The sequence below is a fragment of the Glycomyces algeriensis genome (genome assembly GCF_027622855.1).
GTDB classification, from domain to species: domain Bacteria; phylum Actinomycetota; class Actinomycetes; order Mycobacteriales; family Micromonosporaceae; genus Glycomyces; species Glycomyces algeriensis.
In genome coordinates this window covers 102,257-127,228 of record NZ_JAPZVR010000009.1, presented here as the reverse complement: position 1 = coordinate 127,228, position 24,972 = coordinate 102,257, and the positions used below count along the sequence as shown (strand labels likewise).

Here is a 24,972-nt window from a genome sequence, read left to right as displayed (position 1 = left end):
GTTGCGAACTGCGGCCACAATTGCGGCATGTCCCTTCCCAACGCGGTCCTGAGGCTCTCCACCGACGTCCTCGCCGAGATCAACGACGACGAGCGCCTCGCGTTCGCCTACGCCCACGGCCCCGCCCTGTCCGGATTCGGGGAGGAGGCCGAGCTGGTCTGCGTGTGGGAGACCGACACCGTCCCCGCCGACGCCAGCGACGATGCCGTCCACCTCACCGTCGCGCGCTTCCAGTCCCACCTCGAGGCCCTCCATCGCGGCGAGGGCTGGCAGCACCCCGGCGACGAGACCCTCCGCGTCATCGCCCGCTTCGCCGAGGGCACCCTCCTCGCCGACGACTCCGAACTCGGCTCCCGCGCCCGCGCCGAGGTCACCGAGTTCCCGCAGGCCCTGGCCGACGCCTCCCGCGAGGCCGTGGCCGGCGAGGTCGACGCGTTGGCGAAGCGCCTGGGCGACGCTGCCGACCCCTGGGAACTGGCCGAAACCCTCACCGAGGGCCTCCACCGCGCCTACGTGGCCCTCTTCGCGGCCGGCGGCTACTTCTTCCCCGGCCACGAGCACCGCGCCGCCTTCGTCGAGCGCTACCTCCTGGGCGACGAGGTCCCCGAAGCCGAAGCCGCAGTCTGGGCCGCCGCGAACGCCCCGCTCCCCGAACGCGCCGAGGCCCTACCCGCGGCCTGGCGGGCCCTGGCGAAGACCGTCCTCGACAACTGCTGAGGCCCGGACCGTCTGACTACGGATCAGAAGGTTGGGGTCAGATCTTTCGCGGTCACGGTGTGAAATTGAGTCCAGGCCCAAGTCACATCTACACACCCGGTTGCAGGTCGGGTGTGAATGTGAGTCCGATGGCCCAAGACACAATTACACACCCGGTTGCAGATCGGTTTTCGCCCCAGGTAAGGTTATGCCCGGTCCTGATCGCAACGATCAAGCCAACCTGCGCCGCTAGCTCAACGGATAGAGCATCTGACTACGGATCAGAAGGTTGGGGGTTCGAATCCCTCGCGGCGCACCAACGAAAGCCAGGTCTCCGGACCTGGCTTTTCTGCTGTGTCGGCACAGTCGTCAGAGGCCGAGTCGGGCCCGTTCCGCCACGATGATCCGCTGCTCCAGCGGGATCGACTCGTCGTCGAGGGGTGCGGGCCGGGCGATGCCGGTGTCGGTCGCCATGCCGTCGCTCGATTTCGCGTCGCTCTGGCGCGCATAGTGGTCGAACAGCAGCTGCTTCTGCTCCTGGACTTCACGGATCCGCTCGTCGACACCGTCTTTGGCGAGCAGCCTGTGGACTTGGACGCGCCGGGTCTGGCCCATGCGATGGGCGCGGGCGATCGCCTGCTGCTCGACGCTCGGCTTCCACTGCGGTTCGGCGATGACCACCACTGACGCGGCCTGGATGTTCAGGCCGACTCCACCCGCCTCGATCTGCGCCAGGATCACCGCCGGGCCTTCGCGGCGGGTGAAGTCGTCGATCATGTCCTGGCGCTTCGGCGCAGGAACGCTCCCGGTGATCGGGCCGATCGCGAGATTGCCGAGCCTGGACGCGGCGGCGGCGAGGACGTCGAGGAAGTACGAGAACACGATGACCTTCTGGCCTTCGGCACCTGCGTCTTCGACGAGTTCCACCAGCCGGTCCAGTTTCGCGGTGCCGGGCATGGCCGAGGAGGCGCGGCGCATGCCCATGAGGTTCCGCGCCCGCACCTGGTCGCGGTAAGCGTTCGCGTCATCCCCGGTGAACTGCACCCACTCCTCGACCTCGATCTTCTCGGGCAGCTCGGTGAGCACGTCTTCCTGGTTGCGCCGCAGGTACACCGGGGCGACCAGGCGGCGGAAGGCCCTGGCCCCGACCACGGCGTCACCCGCATCGACCCGCCTGGCGATGTCAGGCCGGAGATAGCCGATGAGTGCCTGGAACTCCTCGACCCGGTTCTCCATCGGGGTGCCGGAGAGGAACAGGGTCCGCTGGGACCGGCCGATGGCGGCCCTGACGGCCTGGGTGCGTTTCGTGCCCGGGTTCTTGATGTAGTGGGCCTCGTCGACTACGAGCAGCGCGGTCTCGGCGTCCGCGTGGCGGCGCAGCGTCTCCAGTCGGTCGATGGTGTTGAACGTGGTGACCGCTATGCCGCCGCGGTGCAGCCATTTGCGGGCCTCGACTTCACGGCCACTGCCGTGGAGGCTGAACGACGCCAGGTGCGTGTGCTTGCGGATCTCGTTGAGCCAGTTCGGGACGACGCTCGCCGGGCAGACCACGAGGAAGCGGCGCTGGCCTTTCGCGGCGAGGTGCGCGGCGACGGCAAGGGCCTGAATGGTCTTTCCCAGGCCCATCTCGTCGCCGATGATCGCCTGCTCCTGGTGGATCGTGTACTTCGCTCCGAACAGCTGGTAGAAGCGGAGGTCGGTGCGCATGAGGCTGGCGTTGAACGGCAGCGCCTCGATCTTCTGGCGCAGTTCGGGACTGACGAAGTCCTCGGCGCGCGCGGCGTCCTCGATGTCGGCACCGGTGATCTTCGCGAGCGACGTGTTGACGTTCGCGGCCTGCAGTTCGAAGTCGCGCCAGAGTTCGTCGACGGACCAGCGGCCGGGGTCGGCGCGTTCGAGCGCTTCCGCGAGACTGCGGACGAGTGAACCGGTCTCGAAGTCGGCGATGACCGCTTCGAGCGCGTCGAGGCCGGCGAGCGCTTCGGCTTTGCGCTTGCGGCCGGACCAGAACATCGCGGTCTTGCTGGCGGCGCGGTCGGCGGCGGTGATGTGCGGCGCGGTGCGGGTTTTGAAGCGCTGCACGGCGTCCCGCAGTCCGTCCGTGGCGGCTCCGGCGGCCCGCTCGGCGGCCAGGGTCGCCAGGATCCTGGTGTGGCGGGGGTCCTTGCGGACCGGGTCGAGGCGGGGGCGGCTGTCGGCGGCTGCGCGCTCGGCCAGGAGGTCGGCGGCGGCCTTGACCTCTTCGACGGTCTGCGCCCCGACACCGGGTACCTGCTGGAGCCGGTGGTGGGAGGCGCTGCGGATCAGGGCGACGGTGCGGAATCCGGCCTGCTCCAACTTCCCCAGGCGCATGCCTTTCGCGACCTTCTTGAGGTCGCCGGCGGGCATCTTCGCGAGGCGCTCGGCGACCTCCTCGCGGGCGAGGACGGCGTACTGGTCGCGGACGGCGGCGCGCAGCTGCTCCGGGGCGGCGGCGAGGCGGTCGTACTGAAGGAGGATGTTGCGGGCGTGGGCGACCTGTGAACGGGCGTGTTCACCGACCTTGGACTTGTCGAGGGGTGCAGTTGTCATACGAATCCCAGAGGTCGGGAGCGGACAGCGCCTCCGATTCTATTCCGGCATGCGGCTCCCTGGTGTCCCCCGATCGGTGCACGGCCTCAGTGGCGCAGCAGCGGGCTCGGCTCCCCGGACCAGATCACCGTCAGCTCGCGGCAGGCCCGGGTGAACGCCACGAACAGGAGGTTCCGCTCGCGTTCGAGTGCGAGTTCGTATGCGACGGGGTCGGTGGCCGCGAGTTCGGCCGCGAACTTGCGCGGATACCGGTCGGCGCCGACGCCCACGAGGACGATGCAGCGGTATTCGGTTCCTTTGAGCCCGTTGATGGTGGTGACGTGGACGGTGTCGGCGTCGGGGATGTCGTCCTTGATCGCCTGGGCCGGGATACCGGAGGATTTCAGGGCGTCGACGTAGTGCTGGATCGGCGTCGCGTTCGGCATGCAGACAAGGTCGTCATCGAGGAGGTCGCCTCCCGCAAGGGCGCGCTCGAACGCTTCGGCGTCACCGTCGTCAACGCTTCGGGGAAGGCGAACCTCATCGTCGCTCAGGCGATCCTTCACCAGCTCGGCATCACATCACTGACCGTCTTCGACAACGACAGCGGCAATGCCGGGCGGAAGTGGACGGACCCGGACGAGATCGCACGAGCCCGCGCGGGCGACCGCGCTGCCAACGTGGTGTTGCAGGAGCACCACGGGGTGCCCACCGTCGTGCCCTTCCCGGTCGGGAAATGCTCTCCGACACTGGTCGCTTGGGACGACAACCTGGAACACGTGGTCAATTCCTCCTGGGCCGCTTGGGAACGGACCATGGAGACGGTCCGCGACGAACTCGATTCCAAGAAGACGAAGCGGCCCGCGCTGTACCGCCTGACGGCACGGCGGTGCGAGGGACTGATCAGCCCCGCCCTGGAGGAAGTGCTCACGCTCGCTCGCGCACTCACGAGCCTCTGACGGCCTCGCCGCTCTCCGAAGAAGTTCGGGGAGCGGCGGGGTCGGGCTCGCCCAAAGGGCCTCTCCAATCCCCTGTTCACCCTGCGCGGGTGGAGGTTCGTTGATAGTGAACACGGGCGGTCACGCGCACGGAACGTGTCGCGACCGGGGCACACAGAAAGTGAAAATATCGATAGAATCCGACCGAATACGACTAATCGACGGGCTTGCTTCGACGGTGAGGCACCCCGGTCCCCTCCATGCCAATCGCTCCTGAGGTGGCGCACCCTCTCCGGAAGTCGAGGCCTGAGACGTGACTCGAGAGTTCACCCCTGAAAACATCCGCCAAATAGGTGGCACAACGCTCCCTGCCGTGGCCAGCAGCTATGAGGACCTCAAGACGCTGGTAGTCGATGCCAAGTCCTCCGCCGACGCGACCTTCGGCGGCTTCATCACGGGAAGCGCAGCAGACCAGTTCAACACCCTCTGGGGACGCTTCGTCACCGTGGCCGAGGAGACTCCCGAGACTCTCGCGGACATGGGCCGGACCCTCGTGGAGATCGCCGACGGGTACGACGCCGACGAGCAGGAAGCCGCTCTCGACCTCGAGTCAGCGCTGGCCGGGCTCGAAGACGCCTACGTCGAGAACCTCGCCGAAACCGATGGCTGACCGCCTGCGACAAGGCGCAACTAGCCTGCGAAAACTGAAGGGGCAGAGATGAACTGGTTGAACGACGCAGGCGAGTGGATTTCCGACCAGGCCTCGGACGCACGCGAGTGGGTCTCCGACCAAGCGTCGGACGCATTGGATTCAGCCGTCGAGACTGGCCGGAATGCCTGGGACGCGGTCACCGACTGGGTCACAGGCGATGACGCGCCAGTCACCCCGGTGGACCTCGACGGCGCGCCGACCGAGGACCAGATGTGGGAGGCGCTCGACTCGATCAGGGAGGTGCTTCTCGAAGGCTATCGGAGGCAGGAGGCCTTCGACCGGTTCGGGCACGACGTCGCCCTGCGGCATGTCGGGAACCTGGCGCTGTACCCGATGGAAGGCGGATTCGCCGAGGCAGAGGGGCAGCAGGACTGGAGAACGCTCACCGGGTTCTATCGCCACTCAGAGGTGCTGGGCTTCCTCATGCCCGCTGCGATTCCCGATGCCGTCGCGGAGAGCTTCAGCAACGGGCCGCAGATCCAGTCGACTTGGACCGGCACCACGGCATCGGACGACGATGACGTGCACAACCAGGCGATGGGCAGGACCATCGTCCAGATGGGCTCAATCGAGGAGGCCTACCGCGACATGCTCAAAGCGTGTGATCTCCCTGCGATGGGCGACCTCCTGACGAAGCTGAACGCGGTCTGCGAACAGGCGAAGACGATCCACGACACTCATGTCGACCGTGAGTGCCTGGAGATCCGTGCGCTCTGGGACGAATGGCAGGCCTCCGAAATCGAGCAGCCCGCGGTACAGGATTTCGGCAACCAGGTCCGACAGGCGCTCGTCGCGCACTGGAACGGCGCTTCCGCTCTGGTGTACGCGGGCTCAGCGGAGGCGACGGCGCAGACTCACGCGGTGGTCCAGGCGTACAACAACATCGCGGAGGCGTGGGAACTCATACTCGAGAAGCTCAACTCCTCTTCCGCCCAGGACAAGGCGGTCTCGAAGTTCGCGGCCACCATCACGGTCAACCGGATCCCGTTCGCCGGAGACATCGTGGCCACCACCGACTTCGTCGTCGAAGCAGCCAGTGGCGGCGAAGTCCAATCGCCCATGTCGAACTTCTTCAACGGCATCATCGATCGACTGACCGGCAAGGACGTCCCCGACGGCGACACCTGTGCTGAGCTGGTGAAGATGCTCACCGAAGGCGCCGAGGACTGTCTTGAAGGTCTCGAGGAGTCCCGCAAGGACTACTCCGGAGGGTTCTTCGAATCGGAGGCGCTCGTGTGGGACGGGTACTTCTCGAACTCCCTCGTCTACCAGATCATTCCGGGGTACATCAATGGCTGACCACTCCCTGCGTCGATTCCGAGTGCTGGCATCGGTGGCGGCCTTGACCTTCGGCCTCGCAGCGTGTGAGGCCGAGGACGTCGGCGGCGACTCGTCTGCACCTGAGGAGGAGGTGCTCGAACTCGACCTCGCGGGCCCGGAGGAGTGCAGCGCCGCAGGCTTCGACGAGCTGAGCGAGTTCTTCGCGGAGAACGGCATCGAGATCAAGGCAGAGGACCTTCAGGTAGAGCAGGAGGCGTTCTGCTCCGTCTCCATGAACTGGGCGGCTCCGGAGGACGAATCCGAAGCGGAGCAGTACAACTCGTGGCTCCGGTTCGGGATTGAGGTCTACGGATCCGCTTCGGAGGCCGAGGAGACCATCGAGATCCCTGAACGTGTGCAGTTGTCCGCCACGGAGCTCCGGGATTCCGCGGACATCGTCTCAGAGGTTCCTGACCCCTGGGAGGACGGCTTCATCTGGAGCAGGCCGGATTCGAACCGCGCCGGGCCGACCGAGGTCGCCGCGCGGATCGCGAACGTGGTGGTCTTCGTGGACTTCGAGGTCTACCGAGTTCCGGATGCGGAGCGGTGCGATGCCGAGGGCTGCGTGCTCCCCTCGGATCTTGTCGCGTGGCTGCAGGAGGAGTACCTTCCCGCTGTCGGTGCGAACGTGACCGACCTGGCCGAATGAAGAGGCGTGCACTCGCTGCGGAAGACGGGCGCCTTCGAGTTCCGGTCCTCTGTCGCTTGGGAGCACCCTGATCGAGCAGCGGCCTTCCGCGTCGAACGTCCACGTTCGATCCCGTGGGCCAGGGGTGCTCGACGGCACGGCCGTCGCGGTGCAGCTCGGCCATGAACGCGGTGAACTCGTCGTGGCCGACCGGCCCGGCGCCGGGCCCGAACCGGTATTCGAGGCTCGCTGCGACGGCCGCCCGGAGGTACCTGGCTGCGGTCGTGTGGTCCAGCGGCTTGAACCGTTCGCGGACCTGCTCCGCCTCCTCCGGGCTCTCAATGATCAACGCGGCCAGGTGCTTGCGGTGCAGCTCTTCGGGTGTCATGCGGTGGTCTCCTGATCGGCGGATTCGGTTCGGGAACCGGTCTGGTGCGCGGGGCCGTCGCTCTCACGGCCACACGGCCGGTCGCCCGCGTAGTCGCTCTGTCGCCCCTGGTCCTCCAGACCGTCGCCCTTTCGGTCTCTCCCCTGGTCTCCGGTGGCGTCAACGGTCCGGACTCCGGGGTCGGTCGAATCGTCTTCGGAGTCGTGACCGACGGATGCCGTCGCCATTGCAGTGGGGGCGGACTCCTGTTCTTGCCCCAGTGCTGCGGACGGCTCCGGCGCTGCGGCCGGGCGCGGTGTGGGCACCTCGGCGAACATCGAGTTCCAGCCGGTCCTCACGAGTTCGGTGCCGATGACCTCGGCCTGGTCGAGGGCTTCGCCGATCCGGACGTCGGTGAGCTCGGCGCCGACGAGTTCGTCGATGACCGCCCACATGTACGTGGGGACCAAGGCCTCTGAGGGGAGCCATCGGGGTCGTCGACGAGGTTCAGGTACAGGCGCTTGGCGGGGAACGCGCCCGCGTTGTTCCATGCGAGGTATTTCTTCTTCTCGGCGAAACTTCCGCACAGGCGGTCGCTTGGAGGTGGTCCGATCGAGTGCCTGATGGGTTACTTGCCGCTATTGGTTCCTATGTCGCACACTGTTGGGTGGTCCGCGGCCCGGATCGGGTGCGGGCGCTTCCTACCCCCCACGAGGAGCAGCATGAGACGGCGGAACTTTTTGCGCGCAGCGGCCATTGGGGCGCCGTTGGCGGCGGCCGGGGTTGTCGGTGCCGGTGTGGCGACGGCGGATACGGCGAACTTCAGGATCATGGTGACCGAGCAGGTCGCGAACAAGGTGATGGTGTTCGACAAGAACGCGGCGTTCAGCGACGCCAACCGGTACAAGTCGTGGAGCCCGGGCGCGAGCGGTTGGGCGAACCTGTCCGACTGCCGGATCCGGGACACGTCGCAGTTCGGGGCGATCGGGCTGGCCGCGGCGTCGGGCGGGCGGGTCGGGATCTGGAACATCACCGATGAGAAGGACCAGGAGCTCAACGACGTGCTGTGGAGCGCGACGCCGGGCGGGAACCCGCATGCGCTGGAGCGCATTCCGGACATCGGCGCGTTCGTCGCGGCATCGTCGGACGGGTATCTCACGGTGTACGGGCCGACGGCGGTTTCGAAGCCGTCGACGCTCGCGCAGGTGCAGCGGGTGACGCTCGCGGGCGCGCACGGCGTGCTGTGGGATCCGAACAACAAGCTGTTGTGGGCGTGCGGGAACAAGGTCGTGCAGGCGTACACGGTGTCGGGCACGTACCGGAACGTGCGGATCACGGCGTCCAGCAAGAAGGTGGCGCTCTCGGGACTCGGGCACGACCTGCAGCCGGACTACTCGAACTCGGACCGGCTGCTGGTCTCGGACTCGTACGGGGTCTACTCGATCAGCAAGTCGACGCTCTCGAAGACGACGCTGCACACGACCACGCGGATCAAGGCGTACGTGAAGATGCGCAGCGGCGAGTACTTCTACGTGCGCGGCGACAACGCCGGCTCGCGCGACTGGGGCAGCCCGACCGTGGTGTTCTCGCAGTCGGCCGACCGGACGCGCAGCGGCGCGGAGTTCTACAAGGCGCGGTACTACGCGACCGGCTTCAATTAGCTCAGCGGAACCAGGCCAGTAGTGAACGGCCCGTGCAGTGCTCAGCGCTGCACGGGCCGTTCACTACCCGGCGACGGTGACGCGGTCGCCGGTGGCGATCGAGCCTACGGCGAGCACGTTGGCGTAGAGGCCGAAGCAGGTGGCGCGGCCGTAGTCGGCGACGTCGATGCGGTGGTGCGCGGCGAGGGTCTTGAGGAGGGCGCGGTCGGCGGGCGCGTCGCCGTGGGCGAGGGACGGGATGACGCAGCGCGGGGTCGGGATCGCGACTTCGAGGACGGCGTCGGGCCCGATGGCGATCCGCTGGCCGGGTTCGGGGTCGGCGGGGAGGTCGAGGATCAGGTTGGGGCGGAAGCGGGCCGGATCGACCTCACTGCCGTGCTCGTTGTCGAGCCGCTCGAGGGCGCCGGTGGTGACGAGGTGGACGGGGCCGAAGTCGAAGAAGCGGCCGCCTTCGGCGTCGTGGCGGGCGGCGACCGTGTCGTCCTCGCCTGGCGTCTGGTCGGCGACCCAGTCGGGGATCATGCCGGGCTCGTCCGGCCACCAGTGGTGGCGTTTGAGCTGCTGGGGCGCGTTGCGGGTGAGCCGCACCGGGCGGCCGAGCCAGGCCGAGACGGCCGCGTCGGCCTCCGGGGTGCCAGCCTGTGCGGGGGCGGCACCGGGGGCGGCGATGTGGACGGCTCTGGCCCTGTCGCCTTGGGCCGGTTGGTAAGTGGCGCTGACGGCGAGGAGGGTCCCCCACAGGCGCGGCTGCTTGGCGCTGCCGATGGTGCCGTCTGCATCGAGGCAGGTCCAGGTGCGGTCGCCGTCTAGGCCGTGCTTGCCGACGAACGCCTCGGCCACGTGCTCAGCGGCGGCTGATTTGAGCGGATGGCGGCGGATGCCGATGACGCGGTTCACGCCTGCGATCCTATGCCGCGCCGTTCAGGGCCCGTCCGGGATGAAGTACAGGAGGGGCGACTCGACGATCGGGCCTGGGAGCTCGGTGGACCACTGGCTGTTGCCGTCGTAGTCGATGAAGGCGACGTCCGAGTCGCTGCGGGAGACGAACCCGTCCTCGTGGAGCGTGGTGCAGCCGGCCTCATCGGGGCCGATCGCTTCGCCGGAGGCGAGGTCGACGACGCGGGTGCCGGATTCGGCGCGGATGGTGAAGCCGCCCTTGGTGGCGCCGTCGGTCGCGTAGTCCTCGACGACGCAGGCGTAGCGGCCGGCCGGGTCCACGTTGACGAGCCCGATGGTGAGCGGGGCGGCGCCTTGGAGGCTCGAGACCGGGATCGTCTCCAGCACTTGGCCGTTCGCGTCGATGCGATAGAGCTCGGAGAGTTCGAGGTCGTGGTAGAGCGCCTGGGCCGAGCCGTCCTCGGCGGTGTACCAGCGCAATCGGCAGCCCTTCGGTCCTAGTTCCACAGTGGTCGGCAGCTGGCCGGCGTCGGGCGAGTGCCATTCGGTGGCGCCCCAGGTCGTGACGGGGAACGGGATCGCGTCGCCCGTATCGGCGACGTCGCCCCATACGGACGCGCGGTGGGCGAGGACCGCGGAGCCGTCCGGGAGCCAGACGGGGTCGATGCAGGCGTGGTCGACGGGGTACTCGACGGCGGTGGTGATCTCGCCGGTTTCGAGGTCGCCGAACTTGAGTGACGCGGCCGGGGTGGACCCGGCGACCCAGGCGGCGTGCCGACCGGTCGGGTCGACGCTCAGGGACGCGCGGTAGACGGTGCCGACGTCGCCTTCCTCTTCCCAGACGCCGCTGAGGTCGAGGACGGGGTCGACGCCTTCCTCCGCTCCTGCGCCCGGGTCCCACCGGTAGAGCCGGTGGTCGTCGCCGAGGGCGTAGAACACCCCGGCGTCGGCGCCGTTGCCGGTGCCGGACACCGCGTCGAGGTCGCAGGCGGCGAGCGCACCCGCGAGCGCGAGCACTGCGGCGATCGTGAGGTGCTTGCGGCTGCCGCTGCGATGCGGGTGGTCCAAGGCATGCTCCTTACTGGTCGGTCAATTGCCCGCGGCGGCGGCCTCGGCCGTGGTGGCGGCGGTGGCGCGGAAGGTCCCTGCGGGCTTGTCGGCGATGCCGTGGCGGCCGATGAGGTCGAGCCAGACCCGGAAGTTGTCGCCCGAGGCGGTGGGATCGATGCCGCCGGTCCCGAACTGCTCGCGCAGGACCTCGTAGCCGCGCTTGGTCTTGGGACCGAAGTCGCCGTCGATGACCATGTCCTTCACGCCCGCGAGATCCCTTGCGGCCCACTGGATGATGGTGGTGTCGGTCTGGTAGCCCCAATTGGCGGCGACAGCCTTGCGGCCCCGGTCGGCGTGGATGTGGTTCCAGTGCGAGCCGTCAGGGTCGTTGTTGCAGTGGAGCACGGTGCCGAAGTGCTTGCGGCAGGTGGCGATCACGGCGAGGTAGCGGCGGCGCAGGTAGAGGCGGCCGTCCTTGCCGTGCAGGGCGGTGTCGACGTAGTTCCCTGAACCCCAGTCGAAGCGGGTGAAGTCGATCGCGGCGCCGTAGCGGTGGTAGCCGGGCTTGCAGACCTTCGCGCCCGCGAGGCCGGTCCACCGGTAGGTCCAGGGCCCTCCGCTGCGGGCGTACTGCACGCCGAAGTTGTGGAGGTCGCGGATCACGCGGCCGGCTTGGACATGGGTCTCCTCGTGCATCGTGAACGAGGTGGTGGAGGGGTGGACGCCGTTCCCGTCGCCGTCGAACGCGGTGCGGTAGCGGGTCTTGAGCGCGCTCTGGTGGAGCCAGTCGCGCGTGATGTCGGGGTAGTCGCAGGTCGAGCGCGCGAATGCGGTGCTGCTGCTGGGGAATGCCATGGGTCCTCCTTCGCCGTGCGGTGCCTGCGTCTCAGCTCGTGCCTCTGATGTGGATGGTCTGGCCGTCGGTCTCGAGCCAGGTGCCGGGCCTGCCCGGGACGGCGTGGATCTCGCCTTGGCAGGCGCACGCGGGGGCGGCTTCGAGCGGCGCGCCCGCGGTCGTGAAGCGGGATTCGGTGACGGTGCCGTGGTGGTCGGAGAAGACGCTGACGTGGCCTTCCGCTGCGACGGCGGCCATGGGCCGGCCGGCGCCGCCGATCGTCGCGGTCCGGGTGAGCGGGGCCCGGGGGCGGGCGGTGTGGATGGTCTGGGCGCCGTCGCCGCCGCCGACCGCGACGAACAGGTCCTCGCCGTGCGAGGTGAGGACGGTGCCGTAGCCCTCGCCGAGGCCGGTGGCGAGCGGCCGCTCCGTCCAGGTCCGGCCGAAATCGGCGCTGCGGAGCAGGTGGGCGCAGGTGATGACGGCCAGGTGCGGGTCGGGGCAGCCTTCGACGGCGACGGCGAGGCCGCGTTCACCGACCGGGGCGATGCCGGTCGCGATGCCGGAGCGGATCGTCTTCGGCACGGGCAGTGCGACGTACGCGGCCATCGACTCGTGCAGGCGGACGAGTGCGGGCCGGGCCTGGTCGGGCGCGAGTTCGGTCGCGCCGGTGATCCACAGGTCGCTGCCGAGCGCGGCCATCGAATGCGGGTGGAACCCGGAGGGCAGCGGGAGCGGCAGCGGCGGGCCGAGTTCGGCGCCGCTCTCCGGGTTCTCGGTGGCTTTGAGCAGGCGGAGCGCGTAGTCGGCTTCGGTCGCGGGGTCGGCGGTGAGGACGAGCAGTTCGCCGCCGCGGCCGATCCAGCCCGCCGCGGCGGCGCGGATCTGCGGCAGGTTCGCCGCGCGGCCCGGCCGCGCAACGGTGAAACCCGCGGTTCCAGCGGCGAGGAGGGCTGCCGCACCGGTGAGGACGGTGCGACGTGTCAGGCCCAGTGGTTCGGGAACGGCCATGTGAGCACTATGACCAATAATGCCGGGATATTCCGGTGAATCGCGAACCTTCACCCCTCGGTGTGATTACGCGAATGCCCTCGGTCCTTTGTGGCGCTGCTGCCGGCACGCCCGAGACCCGCCGTCGGGTACTCGGGCGTGCCGGCGCTCGCGGTCAGCTCCCGTCGACCGTGACGTTGCCGAACCACACCCAGTAGCCGGTGAGGAAGCCGCCCGAGATGCGGTACATCGGCCTGCCGTTGACGATGGAACGCCTGTCGAAGGGGGCACTGGAATTCTTCGTGAAGGTGACGCTGCGGGTGGTGTCGAATCGCCCGTCCGCTCCGAGCGTGAAGCAGTCGACCGTAGTGTTCGCCGCGAAGGTGAGCGTCCTGGCGGGGTGGCAAACGACCGGCAGGTACTCGCCGACCAGGTAGGCCTTCGGATAGAACTCGCCGACCCACCAACCCGTGTAAGCACCGGCGGAGATCCGGTAGTAGATGCCGCGGTCCTTGATCCGGCGGCGCCGATTCGCGGGCGCCTGGGTGGCTCGGGTGAACGTCACCGTCTTGCGGTCGAGCTCCGCGTCGCCCTTCGACGCGACATAGTCGCCGTCGGGGTCGGTGTCGAGCTTGTACAAGGTATGGGCGCCTTCGGCGAAGGCGATGTTGGAACCCTCGGCCAGGTGCGGCCACGGATAGTCGTCCGTGAGCTGCTCGGACTTCTGGGCGAACCCGGGAGTGCCGGTCTGCCAGCTGAGCTGGCGGAACAGGTTGATCTCATGCTGGTGGTACGTCGCCGTGGGGATCCGGTGCTGCTGGCAGTAGAACGAGATCCAGCGCGGGTTCCGCAGCAGCGGATAGAAGCGGTCGATCGTCGTGCACGTGCCGTCGAAGAGCGCCGCGGCCAGCTCGTTGCCGGTGGCCCGCACGTAGTCCCACAGGCCGAAAATCGCGAAGATCATGCCGTTGTACGTGAAGTCCCCGGTGCCCGGCGTGCTGCCGGGGTACTCCTGGATCCACAGGTACCCGGATCGGTCGCGGTGGACGACCCAGGGCGTGCCGTCGTCGCCGCGGAGCAGCGAGGCGAAGGCGCCGTCGGCCGCCTCGCGGTACAAGGTGCGCTCCTCGTCGGTGACCCCGTCGAGTTCCGAGAGCTGAATGAAGAGGCTGAGCGACTCGCCCTGGGCCATCCCGGAGTACCAGGGAGCCTTGTAGGTCACGCCGCTGTGGGTGCTGAGGTTGAAGTCGAAGGGGTACGGGAAGTACCAGGCGCCGCGAGTCTCCACCCGGGTTTCGATCAGGCGCCCGGCCTGGGCTTTCGCCCGAACCAGGAACAGCTCCTTGCGGGCGGGGTCCTGCTCGGTCCGGTAGCTCGAGATGCAGCCGAGTCCGAACTGGATCTGGGTGACGGGCTGGTCGTAGCCCGGTACGTCCCAGTCTGGCCGGTACTGGATCACGCCCTCCTCGTCCAGGTACGTGTACCTGGTGTCGGGGGTGACGTTCTCCCACCTCGTGGGTCGGTCCCGCCAGGGCCGCATGGCCTCGGGCAGGTCCACGGCGGCGAGGTATCCGTTCCGGTTGAACTCGAACGGCAGCGTGGTCGGAATCTCCACGTCCAGCGATTGGACGTCCGGCGCGTCGAGCGGGGAGGGCACAGGACGGCTCGGCGGCGTGACACGGCCGCCCTCCGTCTGCTCCGGCAGCGGCGGGAGCGGGGTCGAGGCGGCGGTCCTGCCTGGCAGCTGCGCCGTGAAGGCACGCTGCGGCAGGTCTACAGCGGCGCTCGACTCCGCGACCGCGACAGCTCCGACCGTGCTTCCGGTGGCGGCCGCCGCGGCACCGCCGACAAGGCGCATGAACCATCTGCGGTTCACGGAAGAGGGGTTGCTGACAGTCATGTTCGGTCCTTCCGGGGCAAGGTGAACATGACTGTAAACACGAAGGGACCACTTTAGAATGCCGGGGCCATGCCAATGTCAGGTGCGTCCTCACAGCGCCTGACATTCGCCTCGCTAAGGCGGTAATTCGCCTGGTTTGCGGTCAGAGCCATAGGAGCGCGGCCAGACCGACGAATGTGCCGGTGGCGGCGAGGATTGCACCGGAGGCGATGAAGCGTCCGGAGGGTACGCGGAGGCGCTGCGACTCGGCGATGCCCGGGCGCCGGCCCGAGACCAGGTCGAACCACAGGAGGGTGGCCATCGAACCCCACGGGAGGACCAGGGGCCCGACGTTCGTGCCGATGAGCAGGCCCAGCAGCATGGTCGCGTCGCCGGGCGGGACGACCGCTTCGACCGCGGTGTACGCGGGCAGGTTGTTGACGAGGTTCGACAGGCCCGCCCCGGTGAATCCGGCGCGCAGCACCGCGCCGTCGCCCGTCCCGGTGCCGATGAGCGCGGCGACGGCGTCGGCGCCGCCGTGGCGCATGACCGCAGGGATCACGAGGAACAGGCCGGCAGTGAGCACGAGCAGCCGCCATGGGATGAGCTCCCAAGTCAGCAGGTCCCGGCGGCGGCGCACGCAGTGCACGAGGAGGAGCCCGGCCGCGCAGCTCGAGACGATCTGGATCGGGACGTCCGCCACGACGGCGACGACGAACCCGGCGGTGACCGCCGCCGCCGTCCAGAGCAGCCGCTTGTCGGCGACCGCGGGGAGGCTCGCGGGCACAAGATAGCGGTCGCGCTCGCGGTGGCGCCGCCGCCAGAACCCGAACCACAGGCACAGCGCCGTGGCCGCGAGGACCGCCAGCTGCGGCGCCCACATGCGGGACGCGAACCCGAGCGGGTCGAGGCCGATCCGGTCGGCGGCGAGGAGGTTCGTCAGGTTCGACACGGGCAGGAGCAGGCTCGCCGTGTTCGCGAGCCACACCGTGGTCATCGCCAGCGCGAGCGCGGGCGCGCGGGTCGCCGCCGCGAGGGCGAGCATGACTGGCGTGAGCAGCACGATCGTCGTGTCGAGGTTGAGGAAGACGGTGGTCGCGGTGGCGAGCGCGTAGCAGCACGCGAACAGGGCGGCGTGGCTGCCGCGGCCGAGCCGCGCGAGGGCCGCGGCGGCGAGGTCGAACAGCTGCGAGGCCTGGACGATCGCGACCATGACCATGACAGTGCCGAGGAAGAGCACGAGCGGCGCGACGCGCGTGAGGTTGTCGAGCGCGTCGGCGGTGGGGAGGACGCCGAGGGCCCAGCAGAGCAGCCCGGCGGCGAGGATGCCGAGGCTGACCAGGTCGAGCGGGTCGAACCTGCGGCGCTTCCGCGACTCCGGGATGGCCGGACCCGCCGGAGTCTCCGGTCCTGCTGGTCCTGCCGGGGTCGTGGTCACCGCGCCAATGCTAGGAACGGTGCGGGAGCGGCGGCTACGAAGCGCGACGAGATCACAGCGGTGAGGCGGCCCGCACCGCGAGTCTCACCGCCGTGTTCGGACGCGCCCGAAGGCGAGTTGGCCCGCTCGGGCCCGGTCCCGAATCTGGGCCGATGCGGCAGCTGCGCCGCTCCGGCCCGGACTCGCTCAGACCTCAGCCCTTGGAGACGGTGAGCTTGTCGCCCTGGTCGCTGACGCCGACTTTGACCGTGTCGCCGTCGATGATCTTGCCTTCCAGGAGGTCCCTGGAGAGGGGGTCGCCGATGGCGGTCTGGATGAGGCGGCGGAGGGGCCGGGCCCCGTAGACCGGGTCGAAGCCGCGGTCGGCGAGCCAGGACTTCGCGCCGTCGTCGACGTCGAGCTTCAGGCGGCGGGTCTCCATGCGGTGCTCCAGGAACCGGAGCTGGACTTCCACGATCGACTTGAGCTGGTCGTGCTCGAGCGCGTGGAAGATGACGATGTCGTCCAGGCGGTTGAGGAACTCCGGCTTGAAGTGGGTGCGGATCGCGGCCAGGACCTGGTCGCGCTTCGCGGTGTCCTCCAGCAGCGGGTCGACCAGGGCCGAGGAGCCGAGGTTCGAGGTCATGATGAGGATGACGTTGCGGAAGTCGACCGTGCGGCCCTGGCCGTCCGTCAGGCGGCCGTCGTCCAGGACCTGCAGGAGGGTGTCGAAGACCCGCGGGTGGGCCTTCTCGACCTCGTCGAGGAGGACGACGGAGTACGGGCGGCGGCGCACGGGCTCGGTGAGCTGGCCGCCCTCCTCGTAGCCGACGTACCCGGGCGGGGCGCCGATGAGGCGGGCCACCGAGTGCTGCTCGGTGTACTCGCCCATGTCGATGCGGATCATCGCCCGGTCGTCTTCGAACATGAACTGCGCCAAGGCTTTCGCCAGCTCGGTCTTGCCCACGCCCGTGGGGCCCGCGAAGATGAACGAGCCGGTCGGGCGGTTCGGGTCCGAGAGGCCGGCGCGGGCGCGGCGGAGGGCGTCGGAGACGACGGTGACCGCTTCGAGCTGGCCGACGACGCGTTCGCCCAGGACCTCCTCGGCGTGGAGGAGCTTGTGGGTCTCGCTCTCCTGGAGGCGGCCGGCGGGGATGCCGGTCCACGCGGAGACGACGTCGGCGATCTCGTCGGCGTCGATCTCCTCCTTGAGCATGGGCTGGCTGTTCGGGTCGGTGTCGGCGCTGGCGAGTTCGGCCTCGGCTTCGGAGAGCTGCTGCTCGAGTTCGGGGATGCGGCCGTAGCGCAGCTGCGCGGCCTTCTCGAGGTCGTATTCGCGTTCGGCGCGTTCGGCCTGGGTGCGGAGGTCGTCGAGTTCCTCTTTGAGCTCGGAGACCTTGCCGATGCGGTGCTTCTCGGATTCCCACTGGCGGGAGAGGGCGGCGAGCTTCTCGCGTTCGTCGGCGAGTTCGCGCTGGAGGGACGCGAGTCGCTCGGCGGAGGCCGGGTCGTCCTTCTCGTTCTGGAGGGCGGTCTCCTCGATCTCGAGGCGGCGCACGGCGCGCTCGATGGTGTCGATCTCCTCGGGGCGCGAGTCGATCTCGATGCGCAGGCGGCTGGCGGCCTCGTCGATGAGGTCGATGGCCTTGTCGGGGAGCCGGCGGTCGGGGAGGTAGCGGGCGGAGAGCTGCGCCGCGGCGACGAGCGCGGAGTCGGTGATGCGCACGCCGTGGTGGACCTCGTACCGCTCCTTGAGGCCGCGGAGGATCGCGACGGAGTCCTCGATAGTGGGTTCGCCGACGTAGACCTGCTGGAAGCGGCGTTCGAGGGCGGCGTCCTTCTCGATGTGCTCGCGGTACTCGTTGAGGGTGGTCGCGCCGATCATGTGGAGCTCGCCGCGGGCGAGCGCGGGCTTGAGCATGTTGCCGGCGTCGAGCGAGCCTTCGGACTTGCCGGCGCCGACCATGGTGTGGAGCTCGTCGATGAACGGGATGATCTCGCCGTCAGAGGATTTGATCTCCTCCATGACGGACTTGAAGCGCTCCTCGAACTGGCCGCGGTACTGGGCGCCGGCGATCATGCTGGCGAGGTCGAGGAGGATGACGCGCCGGTTGCGCAGCGACTCGGGGACGTCGCCGGCGACGATGCGCTGGGCGAGGCCCTCGACGATCGCGGTCTTGCCGACGCCGGGTTCGCCGATGAGCACCGGGTTGTTCTTGGTGCGGCGGGACAGGACCTGGATGACGCGGCGGATCTCGGTGTCGCGGCCGATGACGGGGTCCACTTTGCCGGAGCGGGCGGTCTCGGTGAGGTCGACGCCGTACTTCTCGAGGGCCTTGTAGCCCTGCTCGGGGTCGGCGGTGGAGATCTTGCGGTCGCCGCCGCGCAGGGTGGGGAAGGCGCTGAGGAGCTTCTTCTCGGTGGCGCCCTGGGCGGTGAGGAACGTGCCGACCTCGCCGCCGGCCTGGACGAGGCCGGTGATGAGGTGCTCGGTGGAGACGTACTCGTCGCCGTAGTCGGTGGCGAGCTTGTCGGCGGCGTTGATGGCGCGCAGGGATTCGCGGGCCATGGACGGCTCGGAGACGGAGGGCCCGGAGGCGGACGGGAGCTCGTCGATGCGCCGCTCGGTCTCGGCCGAGACGGTGCCGGGGGTGACGCCGACGAGCTGGAGCAGGCCGGGCGCGGTGGAGCCGTCGACGGTGAGGAGCGCGTCGAGGAGGTGCCAGGGCTCGACGGCGGGGTTGCCGCCGGCGGCCGCGGTGCGCGCGGCCTGGGAGATCACTTCTCGGCTCTTGGTGGTCAGACGGTTGACGTCCACGGTTCCCCTGCTCCTCTGCGCTGTCTGACAGGAATGCTGTCTCAAGGAATACGGGCCTCATGTGCTCCGCCGAGCAACGCACCGGGGCGCGGCTGCCGAAGCGACCCGAAGTTGAGTGTATCCGACTCAACTTCTGGGATCGGCTCGATCCGTTTCGCCCGTAGCGTAAAGCCTCGAACCGGTCGGCCCGGGGCGTATGCGTCGGCACGGCGCCGACGACCCGCCGCATGCGCCCGGGTGCGACGAGGGCCCCGAGCCATGCGGCTCGGGGCCCTCGTCGTCGCGCTGGAGCTACTTCTTGACGGTGCTCTTGCCGAAGATCGACTTGATCTTGTCGATGAAGGACGGTTTGGAGCCCTTCGCGTCGGTCTCGATGGCGGGGGCGTCCGCCTGGGACGGGACCGACTTCTCGGGGTCGGCCGGGACTTCCTCCGGCTCGTCGATCGCCTCGGCGACCGGCTCCACCACGTCGTCCTTCTCCGCAGCGGTCTCCGCTTCGGCGGCGGGTCCGGGCTCGTCGGCGATCGCCGGGTCGGGGTCGGCGACCGGCTCGGGCTCCTCGACGGGCTCGGTCTCGGGCTCCACCACCACGGGACCGGGCTCGTCCACGATGTCGGGCTCGGGCTCGGGTTCGGGCTCGGTGTCCACGGCCACGGGGGTCTCGGCGGGGGCCTCTTCGAGTTCCGCCTCCACGACCTCCTCGACCGCTGCCTCTTCGACCTCGTCCTCCGCGCCGGCGACCAGCAGCGCCTTGAACTCGGCGAAGGAGAGGACCGGCACGCCGGCCTCCTCGGCCTTCTTCAGGCGGGCCTCGGTGGCCTTCACGGTGTCGTCGATGACCAGGTGGGTCACGGTCTTGGTGAACTGTTTGGCGAGGGCGACATCGGCGTCGGACTCGGCGATGAGGCGGGCAGTTTCGGCGTCGGGGCCGGTGCCCAGGACGATGATCCGGACCTTATCTCCCGTCTTCGTCGGCACGGGGGACCTCCCTTATTCGATGGTTAGCGGCTGCAGGGGCACTACGGGCTACGCGCCAAGCTTTTGCTCAAGAGCGTACCGGGTGGCAGGGGAGGTCCGGGCCAGCGGAGAGGACTTATTCCCGTTCGGTGCCGCTCCTTTGCTGCAAGGCCGTTTCGATGCCCTTGACGCGGTCGGAGAGCAAGGTGATGGCGCCGACCGCTCTCGACATTGGATCGTCGCTCGAGCCGCCGAGCGTCTGGTCGCGGCGGAACGCCTCTTTCACGGCCTCCCAACGCGAAGCACGCTCGGGTGTGAGCCGGCCGCGGAGGTCGGCGAGTTTGAGCAGGTTCGCCTCCGCGCCGGACGCGAGCGTCTGCGCCTCGCCCGCGTAGTGGTCGTCGATCACCGCTTCGAGCTCGTCGTCGTTCATCACCGGCACCACCCGCTCGGCGAGCCGGTTCATGTTCCGGTAGGAGCCCTGGAGGAGGAACGGCGGCTCGGTGCGGGCGCTGTCGTCCATCGCAGCGGACGCGATGTACGCGAGGTTGTTGCCGAGCACGGTCTTCTGGATGCGCACGAGCTTGCGCAGCACCGACAGGAGCTGGTCGAGCTCGCCCGCGCTGTAGGGGTGCTTCAGCGATTCGGGCGCGGCGGTCGGGTCGCCGTTGGCGAGGCGGATGAGGATCGACGTGTCCGAGCGCTCGCGCCCGGCGAGCGGCGCGGTGACCTTGTTGGAGGTCAGCGCGTTCTCGATGTACGACTGGGCGAACACCTGGTCGCGGCCGGAGAGGACGTCGCCGAGGTTCCACACGTCAGCGCGGTTCGCGAGCATGTCCGGGATGCGGAACTTCTGGCCGGCCTCGGTGTACGGGTTGCCGGCCATGCACACCGCGAACCGCTTGCCGCGCAGGTCGTACGTGCGGGTGCGCCCGTTCCAGACGCCCTCCATCTTCCGCTGCGCGTCGCACAGCGAGATGAACTTCTGCAGCAGTTCAGGGTTGGTGTGCTGGATGTCGTCGAGGTAGAGCAGCACGTTGTTGCCGCATTCGAGCGCGAAGTTGATCTTCTGGACCTCGGCGCGGGCGGTCGCGTTCGGCGCGTCGTCAGGGTCCACGGACACCGTCTCGTGCCCGAGCGCGGGCCCGTTGACCTTGACCAGGAGCATCCCGAGCCGGTCGGCCACGTACTCCATGAGCGTGGTCTTGCCGTAGCCGGGCGGGGAGATGAGCATGAGCATGCCCGACTGGTCGGTGCGGCGGTTCTCGCCGGAGCCGGCGCCGATCTGCTTGGCGAGGTTCGAGCCGATGAGCGGCAGGTACACGTCGTCGATGAGCTGGTTGCGCACGAACCCGGCCATCGTCTTGGGCTTGAACTCCTCGACGCGCAGCGTCCGGCGGTGCGTCTCGATGAGCTCGCCGCGGCGGCGCTGGTAGGCGCGGTAGCCGGGCAGCACGGTGCGGCGGAACCGGCCGGTGCGCGCCAGGAACTCGTCCAGGCGCAGCGGGAGCACGCGGCCCTCGATGCGGGCGTGCGTGCCGAGCAGGCCAGTGACGCTACTGGAGAGCTCGGCGGTGACGTCGTACGTGTCGACCTCGGCGAGGATCACCGCGAGCGCTTCCGGCAGGTCGGCCTCGTCGAAGCCGTCCGGTTCGGCCTGGCGCAGGAACGACTCGAGCCAGACGGCGGCGAGCTCCCACTTGGAGGTCATGTCGCCTTCGAGCGCGCGCAGGTCGGATTCGAAGTCCGCCTTGGCACCCGGGCCGATCTGGCGTTCGAACGCGGCCAGCAGCGAGCGCGCCCGCTGCGAGACCGCGAACCCGCCGCTGGGGTCGGCGAGCTCCTCGACCAGGTACTCCCCCGCGAGGTCGGGGTCGACCTCGAGCGGCACCAGCGTGCTGTTGAGGTAGTGGTTGACGGCCTCGCCGAGGTCCGCGCCGAGGTCGGCGAGGGCGTCGGCGCGGCCGAACACGGCGCGGGCGCGCGCGAGCGACCGGGCCTGGGTGCGGATCGCGATCCGCTCCTCCTTCGGGATGCCGTGGCCCCAGTAGAGCTGGGCGGCGGCCCGTTCCGCGGAGCGGTAGCGCAGGAGCCCCGACGCGGCGTACAGCCGCAGGGCCTCGGCGAGGATCGCGGCGGCGTCGGCGTCGTGCACGCCGCGCTCGTACCCCTCGTCGTAGCGTTCCGCCGCAGCGGTGGAGGTGAACGCCGGGAGGTCCTCGGCGAGGAGCTTCGCGGGGCCGTGCTCGGCCAGGAGCGCGGCGGCGAGGTGCTCGGCGCGGTAGACCTCGTTGTTCTCCGAGGGCAGGAACTGGTGCCAGTACGGCTTCGTGTCGCTGAAGCCCGCGTCGGTGACGACGTGCCGGTAGTCGGTGCCGGTGAGCGAGAACGCGAGCGCGTCGCCCGAGGGCACGAGGGTGAGGTCGAGCGGCTGCGTGTTGACGGGGATGCGGTGCTCGCCGAACTTGACGGCGTCGCCGTCGAAGAGGTCGAGGCGGTCTGAGAGCGCCCGCCCGGCCTCGGCGCGGGCGGCGCTGATGCGGCCCTCGATCTCCTCGGCGCGCACGGTGTCGTCGAGGCCGCGCAGCTCGATGATGACCTTGCGGAGGCGCTCCACCATCGGGTCCGTGGCGAAGTACGTGTTCACTTCGTCCAGTGAGGACAGTGTGGCGGTGCGGCGGGCCACGGCCTCCAGGATGCGGTCGGCCGACTGCGCGAGCTGCTCGGCGCGGCGGGCGGCCTCGTCCAGGAGGTGCTGCTTGCGGCCGGAGAACGCCTCGTAGACGTCGGTCCGCTTGTCCGCCAGGCGAGTCAGGAACTCGTCGAAGTCCGCGAAGCGGGTCTCGAGGTTCTCGACGGTGAGCAGCAGGCGGCCCAGCTGCTCGTCGCACGCGGCGGGCGTGTCGGCGGCGGCGATCGCGGCCGTCACGGACTGGCCGAGCAGCGCGAACTCGGCCGCGAACTCCGCCTTGCCTTCGCCCACGGCGAGTTCGCGGCGGCGCGCGGCGAGGGTGGCGCGGGCGCGGTTGACCGCGGCGAGCACCTCTGAGACGCGGCCGAGGATCGCGGTGCGCACCACGGCGTCGCCGATCTCCAGGGTCGCAACGACTTCGGTGAGGGTCTCGAGGCCCCGCTGGCGGTCGTCCAGGTCCTTGAGGAGCGGGCCCGACTCGGCGACCGAACTGATCGCCTCGGCCTTGTGCTCGAGGTCGGCGACCTGCTCGAAGTACGCGGTGAACGCGTCCTCCCGCTCCAGGAACGCGACGGCGCGCCGGCCGGTGGAGTCGAGGGTCTCGGTGACCTCGGCGGCGAGCGCGTCGAGCCCGGCGAGGTCGATGTAGCGGGTCTCGCGGAGGGTCACGAGGTGGCCGCCGGCGCCGCGCAGCTCGGCGAGGAGCGCGACCCACTGCTCGGCGGACTTGGGGGCCTCGCCGCGGGCGCGGCGCAGGAGCTTCACCGTGTCGGCCTGGGCGAGTTCGAGGGCCTGCTTCGCTTCGGCGGTCAGCTCGGCCACGGTGGCGTACTCGTCGAGCACGGCCTCGGCGGTGTCGCGGACCTTGGCGAGGCTCTCGTCGAGGTCGTGGAGGCCGTCGTCGCCGAGCCACGGGTAGTCGTCGAGGCAGCGGGTGGCGGCGGCGATGAGCGCTTCGAAGACCGCTTGGGCGGGCTCCATCTCGCGGACCATGCGGGCCACGGAGAGCGCGTCGGAGACGGCGCGCACGGCCTCGGCGTTGCCGATGCGGTGCACCGGGGTGTCCCCGGTTTCCGTTGCGGCGGCGTGGGCTTCGGAGACGAAGGGGGTCGACCAGATCTGCATCGGGTGGACGCGCGTGGCCTCCTCGCCGGTGAAGCGGAAGGCCGCGAGGGTGCCGTCGTCGAAGACCGCGTAGCCGTGGACGCTCATCGGCGCGGCCACTTCCTTGCGGATGACGTTGTACGGCAAGAGGAGCGAGCGGCCCTCGGCCTCGTGGTAGAAGACGAAGAGGACGTCTTCGCCGTTGGGCGAGCGGATCACGCGCTTGAAGCGGAGGTCCGCTACGTCGTGGTCGAAGGTCTTGAGCTTGCCCTCGTTGAGGTAGTAGCCGCCGGGGAAGATGAGGCCGTGGTCCTCGGGGAGGCGGCGGCAGGCCTGGCCGATGGCGTCCGCGCGGACGATGGTCCCGGTGCGGGAGTTGAAGATCAGGTACCGGGTGACGGTCTCCTTGTACGGGAGGATCTTCAGCAGGATGAGGGGGCCGATGCGGGCGTACGCGATGTCCGCGTCGGCGAGGGACTGCAGGGGCTCGGCGACGGGCTCGGTGTAGACGCCTTCGCCGGAGTCGGTGTTGTCCTCGATCTTGACGGTGAGGTCGCCGTTGATGCACTCCACGAAGATCTCGTCGTCGATGGAGACGTGCGGGTGGCGGCCGGTGACATGGTGCTCGCGGCCGGTGGGGGTCCACTCGAAGTCGTAGGGGTCGGGCCAGACGGCGTCCGCGTCGCCGCGGGCGTCCATATAGGCCGGTTCCTTGCCGGGGGCGAGCTGCCAGCGCAGGACGCGCTGGTCGGCGAGGTTCTCGCCGATCTTGAAGACGGCGAGGAGGCGGCCGTCGACCTCGCGCACCTGGAGCAGCTCGGTGGACCGGTAGTACCGGTACATCTCGGTGAAGTCGGCGGTGAACTTCGGCTGGTCGAGGAGGTGCCCGGGCTCGGTGACCTCGGTGAACGCAAATTCGTTGCCCTCGCGCTTGAAGTCGTGGAGCGCGAAGACGTCGCCGACCTCAGAGTGGGACTTGAGTCCCATGTGGACGTTGTAACCGAAGAGGAGGCGGTTCCCGACGCGGGCGATGTCGCGGGGCACGCAGTTGTTCGCGGTGCGGATGCGCGTGGTGCCGAGGAGGGTGAGCCCGGTGGAGCCGAAGGCGTCGGTGCGGGCGGTGTTGAGCGCCTCGGCGCGCCCGGCGAGCTCGTCGGCGAAGTCGGCGAGGCGGGACGAGAGGACCTCGTACGTGCCGGCGTCGAGGGCGGCACTGGCGACGGCGCCTTCAGCAGCGGTTCCGGTAGCGGTCTCTTCGGCCATGGGTTCCTCTGGATGTTCGGTTGCGGGCCTAGGCTCTTGCGGCTGGAGGCGGGTCGCGGGGCGGGCCTGCGGCCCGCGAGCGGGCCGGGCCATAGGGCGTGCCCCTTCCCACCCGCATCCACCTCCGACCAACCGAAGAAATGGGACGACTGTCCCACACGGGTCCGACATCGGCCGTTTCGGCTGGTCAGCGGCGCG

General features: G+C 69.4%; 18 protein-coding genes and 1 tRNA gene. 7 read left to right on the top strand and 12 right to left on the bottom strand.

Annotated features, from left to right (window positions below):
* Positions 1–27 precede the first annotated feature (27 nt).
* Positions 28–717, top strand: a complete 690-nt coding sequence (locus tag O2L52_RS17340) for a hypothetical protein (protein WP_270117042.1) — start codon at positions 28–30, stop codon at positions 715–717.
* Positions 718–939: 222 nt separating this feature from the next.
* Positions 940–1,015: transfer RNA gene (locus tag O2L52_RS17335), tRNA-Arg, on the top strand.
* A 50-nt stretch (positions 1,016–1,065) separates the two neighbouring features.
* Here O2L52_RS17335 and O2L52_RS17330 read toward each other — a convergent pair.
* Together O2L52_RS17330 and O2L52_RS17325 are read right to left on the bottom strand one after the other, a co-directional pair.
* Entirely contained in the window at positions 1,066–3,267 is a 2,202-nt protein-coding gene (locus O2L52_RS17330) for a DEAD/DEAH box helicase (RefSeq protein ID WP_270117040.1), read from the bottom strand.
* 86 nt (positions 3,268–3,353) lie between these two features.
* Complete coding sequence (locus O2L52_RS17325) at positions 3,354–3,692, bottom strand: 3'-5' exonuclease (protein WP_270117037.1); 339 nt, start codon at positions 3,690–3,692, stop codon at positions 3,354–3,356.
* On the opposite strand from O2L52_RS17325, the gene O2L52_RS17320 reads away from it, so the two are divergent.
* The 4 genes from O2L52_RS17320 (at position 3,666) to O2L52_RS17305 (ending at position 6,865) form a co-directional block, all read left to right on the top strand.
* Positions 3,666–4,205 carry a TOPRIM nucleotidyl transferase/hydrolase domain-containing protein gene (locus O2L52_RS17320; protein WP_270117035.1) on the top strand — a complete coding sequence of 180 codons (540 nt, stop codon included), beginning with the start codon at positions 3,666–3,668 and terminating at the stop codon, positions 4,203–4,205. The genes O2L52_RS17325 and O2L52_RS17320 overlap by 27 nt on opposite strands.
* Positions 4,206–4,557: 352 nt before the next feature.
* Positions 4,558–4,854: a WXG100 family type VII secretion target gene (locus tag O2L52_RS17315; RefSeq protein ID WP_270117034.1), complete on the top strand. Its 297-nt coding sequence runs from the start codon at positions 4,558–4,560 to the stop codon at positions 4,852–4,854.
* Between the two features lie 48 nt (positions 4,855–4,902).
* The gene (locus O2L52_RS17310; RefSeq protein ID WP_270117033.1) at positions 4,903–6,195 is read left to right on the top strand and encodes a hypothetical protein; all 1,293 of its coding nucleotides are present in this window, start codon (positions 4,903–4,905) and stop codon (positions 6,193–6,195) included.
* Entirely contained in the window at positions 6,188–6,865 is a 678-nt protein-coding gene (locus tag O2L52_RS17305) for a hypothetical protein (protein WP_270117031.1), read from the top strand. Before O2L52_RS17310 ends, O2L52_RS17305 begins: the two co-directional genes overlap by 8 nt.
* A gap of 363 nt (positions 6,866–7,228) precedes the next feature.
* Here the strand turns inward: O2L52_RS17305 and O2L52_RS17300 are convergent, their stop codons facing one another.
* Positions 7,229–7,681: a hypothetical protein gene (locus O2L52_RS17300; RefSeq protein WP_270117029.1), complete on the bottom strand. Its 453-nt coding sequence runs from the start codon at positions 7,679–7,681 to the stop codon at positions 7,229–7,231.
* Between the two features lie 360 nt (positions 7,682–8,041).
* Between O2L52_RS17300 and O2L52_RS17295 the strand changes: the two genes are divergently transcribed.
* Positions 8,042–8,872 (top strand): DUF6528 family protein, encoded by an 831-nt coding sequence (locus O2L52_RS17295; RefSeq protein WP_270117028.1) that lies wholly within the window; start codon positions 8,042–8,044, stop codon positions 8,870–8,872.
* Between the two features lie 63 nt (positions 8,873–8,935).
* Here the strand turns inward: O2L52_RS17295 and O2L52_RS17290 are convergent, their stop codons facing one another.
* The 9 genes from O2L52_RS17290 to O2L52_RS17250 all read right to left on the bottom strand — a co-directional run bounded on the left by O2L52_RS17290 (position 8,936) and on the right by O2L52_RS17250 (position 24,774).
* On the bottom strand, positions 8,936–9,769 hold the full coding sequence (locus tag O2L52_RS17290) for an MOSC domain-containing protein (protein ID WP_270117026.1): 834 nt from the start codon (positions 9,767–9,769) through the stop codon (positions 8,936–8,938).
* A gap of 24 nt (positions 9,770–9,793) precedes the next feature.
* A complete protein-coding gene (locus O2L52_RS17285; protein WP_270117024.1) occupies positions 9,794–10,837 on the bottom strand; it encodes a hypothetical protein in 1,044 nt (347 codons plus the stop codon).
* 21 nt (positions 10,838–10,858) lie between these two features.
* Entirely contained in the window at positions 10,859–11,674 is an 816-nt protein-coding gene (locus tag O2L52_RS17280) for a hypothetical protein (protein ID WP_270117023.1), read from the bottom strand.
* Positions 11,675–11,705: 31 nt separating this feature from the next.
* Positions 11,706–12,665 carry a hypothetical protein gene (locus O2L52_RS17275; RefSeq protein ID WP_270117022.1) on the bottom strand — a complete coding sequence of 320 codons (960 nt, stop codon included), beginning with the start codon at positions 12,663–12,665 and terminating at the stop codon, positions 11,706–11,708.
* Between the two features lie 154 nt (positions 12,666–12,819).
* Positions 12,820–14,544, bottom strand: coding sequence for a D-glucuronyl C5-epimerase family protein (locus tag O2L52_RS17270; RefSeq protein WP_270117020.1), 1,725 nt, complete (start codon positions 14,542–14,544; stop codon positions 12,820–12,822).
* A gap of 142 nt (positions 14,545–14,686) precedes the next feature.
* Positions 14,687–15,961 (bottom strand): ArsB/NhaD family transporter, encoded by a 1,275-nt coding sequence (locus O2L52_RS17265; protein WP_270117019.1) that lies wholly within the window; start codon positions 15,959–15,961, stop codon positions 14,687–14,689.
* 193 nt (positions 15,962–16,154) lie between these two features.
* The gene (gene clpB / locus O2L52_RS17260; RefSeq protein WP_270117017.1) at positions 16,155–18,758 is read right to left on the bottom strand and encodes an ATP-dependent chaperone ClpB; all 2,604 of its coding nucleotides are present in this window, start codon (positions 18,756–18,758) and stop codon (positions 16,155–16,157) included.
* 291 nt (positions 18,759–19,049) lie between these two features.
* Complete coding sequence (locus O2L52_RS17255; protein ID WP_270117016.1) at positions 19,050–19,736, bottom strand: hypothetical protein; 687 nt, start codon at positions 19,734–19,736, stop codon at positions 19,050–19,052.
* 115 nt (positions 19,737–19,851) lie between these two features.
* Positions 19,852–24,774, bottom strand: coding sequence for a DNA repair ATPase (locus O2L52_RS17250; RefSeq protein WP_270117014.1), 4,923 nt, complete (start codon positions 24,772–24,774; stop codon positions 19,852–19,854).
* Positions 24,775–24,972 lie beyond the last annotated feature (198 nt).